This window comes from Mesorhizobium sp. M7A.F.Ca.CA.004.12.1.1 (genome assembly GCF_003997835.1).
Classification (GTDB): domain Bacteria; phylum Pseudomonadota; class Alphaproteobacteria; order Rhizobiales; family Rhizobiaceae; genus Mesorhizobium.
This window is the reverse complement of sequence record NZ_RZRK01000663.1, coordinates 1-3,461: the sequence shown is the minus strand read 5'-3', so window position 1 is coordinate 3,461 and position 3,461 is coordinate 1. Positions and strand designations below refer to the sequence as shown.

Sequence of the window (3,461 nt, the reverse complement as noted above, 5' to 3'; positions counted from 1 at the left end):
TCGTAGGCCTGGTTGGCCGCGGCAAAACGGTCCTTCGCCTTGGGATCATTCGGATTCTGGTCCGGATGATGCTTCTTGGCGAGTTTCCGATACGCCGACTTTATGTCCTTGGCCGATGCGTTCCTGGCAACGCCCAGCACCTCATAGGGGTCGCGCATGTGCTTACTGCCCTGGAGTAGAGTTGAGTCTCTTGTGCCACCTATATGCGCTCGCATAGGAAGAAATTCCAGTGCTGGAGCAGCATATCAGACGCGGAAAATCAGAGCGCCTTGAAGTCCTGCATGCGCCAGCCGCCGGCGCTGGCCAGGCACAGTTCGCCTTCGAACATGGCAACGCCGTCAAAGCTTTCGCGCGAGGCCTTGAAGCGGCGGCAGGTCTGGCCGTTGTCCTTCAATTCCGCCAGATCGGTGATGGAACCGCGCGAGCCGGTGCCGGCATTGGCCCACGGCACGGCCTGCCCGCCGAGTTGCTCGATGTCGGCCGAGGAAACCGCATTGCCGATCGTCGTCTGGTCGGAGTCGCGATCCAAATTGGCCGGCGCGGCCGAAGCAGACGTGCTGCTGGTCAGGATCGAGCGGTCGACTTCGGCTTTTTCCAGGCTGAAGCCGCCGGCGCCACACGCGGCAAGCGGCAAGGCGAGCGCCACGATCGCGGCTTTCGCGCTGGCCGAAGCGATAACGCTCCATTGCCTGCTGTCAAAAGCTTGCGCGATACGCGACAATCGGCAGCCTCCCCCTTGCTTCGTAAAGAATCTTGGTTTTGTAAGAATCTTGGCTTCGTGACAATTTGAGAAAAACTATGAGTGACACTGAGTTAACAAGCGGTGACTTTACCGAGGCTGCCGAACCGTTTCGCCTCTTTGCCGCATGGCTGGACGACGCCACGAAAAGCGAGCCGAACGACCCCAACGGCGTGGCTCTGGCGACCGTCGATGCCGACGGCATGCCGGATGTGCGTATGGTGTTGCTCAAGGGGTTCGATGAAAGCGGGTTTGTCTTCTACACGAATTTCGAGAGCGCCAAGGGCCAGGAGATTCTTGGCAGCATGAAGGCGGCGATGTGTTTCCATTGGAAGTCGCTGCGCCGCCAGGTGCGCATTCGCGGACCGGTGGAGATCGTCAGCGACGCCGAAGCCGACGCCTACTATGCGACACGGCCGCGCGGCAGCCGCATCGGCGCCTGGGCTTCGAAACAATCGCGGCCGCTGGAAAGCCGCTTTGCGCTGGAGAAAGCGGTGGCGGAATACACGGCACGCTATCCGATCGGCGAGATCCCGCGGCCAAAGCACTGGTCCGGCTTCCGCATCGTGCCCAGCACCATCGAGTTCTGGCACGACAGGCCGTTCCGCCTGCACGACCGGCTCGTTTTTACGCGCAGTGCGAAGGACGGCTGGGACAAGACACGGCTTTATCCCTGAGGCTCAGGCCTTCTTTCTCGTCATGAACGCGGTGAGCGCGGCGCGCGCCTCATCGGACTTCAGCCGCTCGCGAAAATGCTCGCTTTCCACGCCGATGCGGGCGACGAGATCGTCGCGCGAACCACGCATCAGGTTGCGCGCGATCTTCAGCGCCTGTGGTGGCTTGGCGGCGATCTGGCCGGCTGCCGCCAATACCGAAGCCTCCAGCGCTGCTTCCTCGACCACCTCGTAGATCAGGCCGGCGGCCTTGGCGCGCTCGGCCGAAAAACCCTCGCCAAGACCGAGCAGCGCGAAAGCGGCTTGCTGGCCCAGAATGCGCGGTGCCAGCAGGCTCGATCCCGCTTCAGGCACAAGGCCCAGGTCGACGAAAGGCGTCCTGAACACGGTGCGTGGCGTGGCGAAAGTCAGGTCGCAATGCAGGTTGAGCGTCGTGCCGATGCCGACCGCGATGCCGTCGACGCCGGAGACCATGGGTTTTTCGACCTTGGCCAGCGCCATCAGGAAATCCCAGACTTCGGTGCCGCCGTCGCCGCCGGTGGCGACGACCATGAAGTCGGCAAGGTCGTTGCCGGAGGAGAAGGCGCCGGGCACGCCGAGAAAGACATGGACGCGGATGGCCGGGTCGGCGTCGCCCTCGGCCAGGGTTTTTGACATTTTCGCATACATGGAGCGCGTCAGCGCGTTCTTCTTGTCCGGCCGATTCATGCGGATGATCTGGATGGCGCCCTGGCGCTCGACGAGGATATGGTCTGTCACGGTGTTTTCCTTGTGAAACGTCAGGCAGAGACGAGCGTCTTGCCGGCAGCGGCGAGGCTTTCGGCGCCATCAATGACGCGCGCCCTCAAGGCGCTGACCTCGCCGAGCAGGTTTTCGGCAAAGAAACGGCAAAGCGCTATGCGGTTGTGATCGGCAAGAGCACCGCGCGCCAGATAGGCGCCGCCGGCGGCAAGCGAGATCAGCCTGAGATAGGGCGTGGCGCCTGCCAGCGCCTCTTCCGATCGGCCATCGGCCGTCAGTTTTTGCAGGAAGCGGGTCGCTTCGCTGAGATCGCCAAGTGCCGCGTCGAGAGCGGCGGCGGTGCGGCCGAAACCCTGCATGTTCGAGGTCCGCACCGCTGCGGCCATATCAGCCAGTTCGGCGATGTAACCATGCACATGGTCGCCACCGCCGAGCGGCAGCTTGCGCATCACCAGATCGATCGCCTGGATACCGTTGGTGCCCTCGTAAATCGGGGCGATGCGCGCATCGCGATAGAAGGCGGCCGCTCCCGTCTCCTCGATGAAGCCCATGCCGCCATGAACCTGGAGGCCGAGCGAGGCAACCTCGACGCCGATATCGGTCGAGAACGCCTTGGCCAGCGGCGTCAGCAGATTGGCGCGATCGCGCCAGTATGCCGCCTCGTCACCGGCGGAGACACGGGCCATGTCGATGGCGTGGGCACAGGAATAGCTGATGGCGCGTGCGGTCTGGGTCAGCGCCTTCATGGTCAACAGGTTACGCTGGACATCGGGGTGATGGACGATAGGCGCCATACCCGTGCCAGTGTAGCTCGCGGCCTTGCCCTGCCGGCGCTCATTGGCATAGGCGATCGCCTTCTGCGTTGCGGCTTCCGCGACCGCCACCCCCTGCATGCCGACACAAAGCCGCGCATTGTTCATCATGGTGAACATGCAGGCGAGCCCCTTGTTCTCCTCGCCGATCAGCCAGCCGACGGCGCCGGGCTTGGCGCCTCCAAAGCCGTCGCCATAGATCATGGTGCAGGTCGGCGAGGCATGGATTCCGAGTTTATGCTCAAGTCCGGAACAGAAGACGTCGTTGCGGGCACCGAGCGCGCCATCGTCGCCAACCAGGAATTTCGGCACCAGGAACAACGATATGCCGCGCGTGCCGGCCGGCGCATCGGGCAGCCTTGCCAGCACGAGATGGATGATGTTGTCGGTGAAATCGTGCTCGCCATAGGTGATGAAGATTTTTTGGCCGAAGATGCGATAGCTGCCGTCACCCGCCGGCTCGGCGCGGGCGCGCAAGGCGGCGAGATCCGAGCC

The 3,461-nt window shown here is 63.2% G+C and carries 5 protein-coding genes; 1 reads left to right on the top strand and 4 read right to left on the bottom strand.

The window, feature by feature from the left end:
* Both EN984_RS27240 and EN984_RS27235 read right to left on the bottom strand, forming a co-directional pair.
* Window positions 1–158, bottom strand: a 158-nt coding sequence (locus EN984_RS27240; protein ID WP_164762358.1) for a DnaJ domain-containing protein, incomplete at its 3' end; no start/stop codon positions are given.
* A 101-nt stretch (window positions 159–259) separates the two neighbouring features.
* The gene (locus tag EN984_RS27235; RefSeq protein WP_127270334.1) at window positions 260–721 is read right to left on the bottom strand and encodes an RT0821/Lpp0805 family surface protein; all 462 of its coding nucleotides are present in this window, start codon (window positions 719–721) and stop codon (window positions 260–262) included.
* 77 nt (window positions 722–798) lie between these two features.
* On the opposite strand from EN984_RS27235, the gene pdxH reads away from it, so the two are divergent.
* Entirely contained in the window at window positions 799–1,416 is a 618-nt protein-coding gene (gene pdxH, locus EN984_RS27230) for a pyridoxamine 5'-phosphate oxidase (RefSeq protein WP_127270335.1), read from the top strand.
* A gap of 3 nt (window positions 1,417–1,419) precedes the next feature.
* On the opposite strand, the gene EN984_RS27225 is transcribed toward pdxH, so the two are convergent.
* Window positions 1,420–2,172, bottom strand: coding sequence for a crotonase/enoyl-CoA hydratase family protein (locus EN984_RS27225; protein ID WP_127270336.1), 753 nt, complete (start codon window positions 2,170–2,172; stop codon window positions 1,420–1,422).
* Window positions 2,173–2,192: 20 nt separating this feature from the next.
* Window positions 2,193–3,461 (bottom strand): acyl-CoA dehydrogenase (locus EN984_RS27220; protein ID WP_164765676.1); only part of this gene is annotated, 1,269 nt, incomplete at its 5' end.

Coding starts and splice junctions, on each gene's coding strand:
- pdxH (WP_127270335.1), top strand. CDS start 799: ATGAGTGACACTGAGTTAACAAGCGGTGACTTTACCGAGGCTGCCGAA.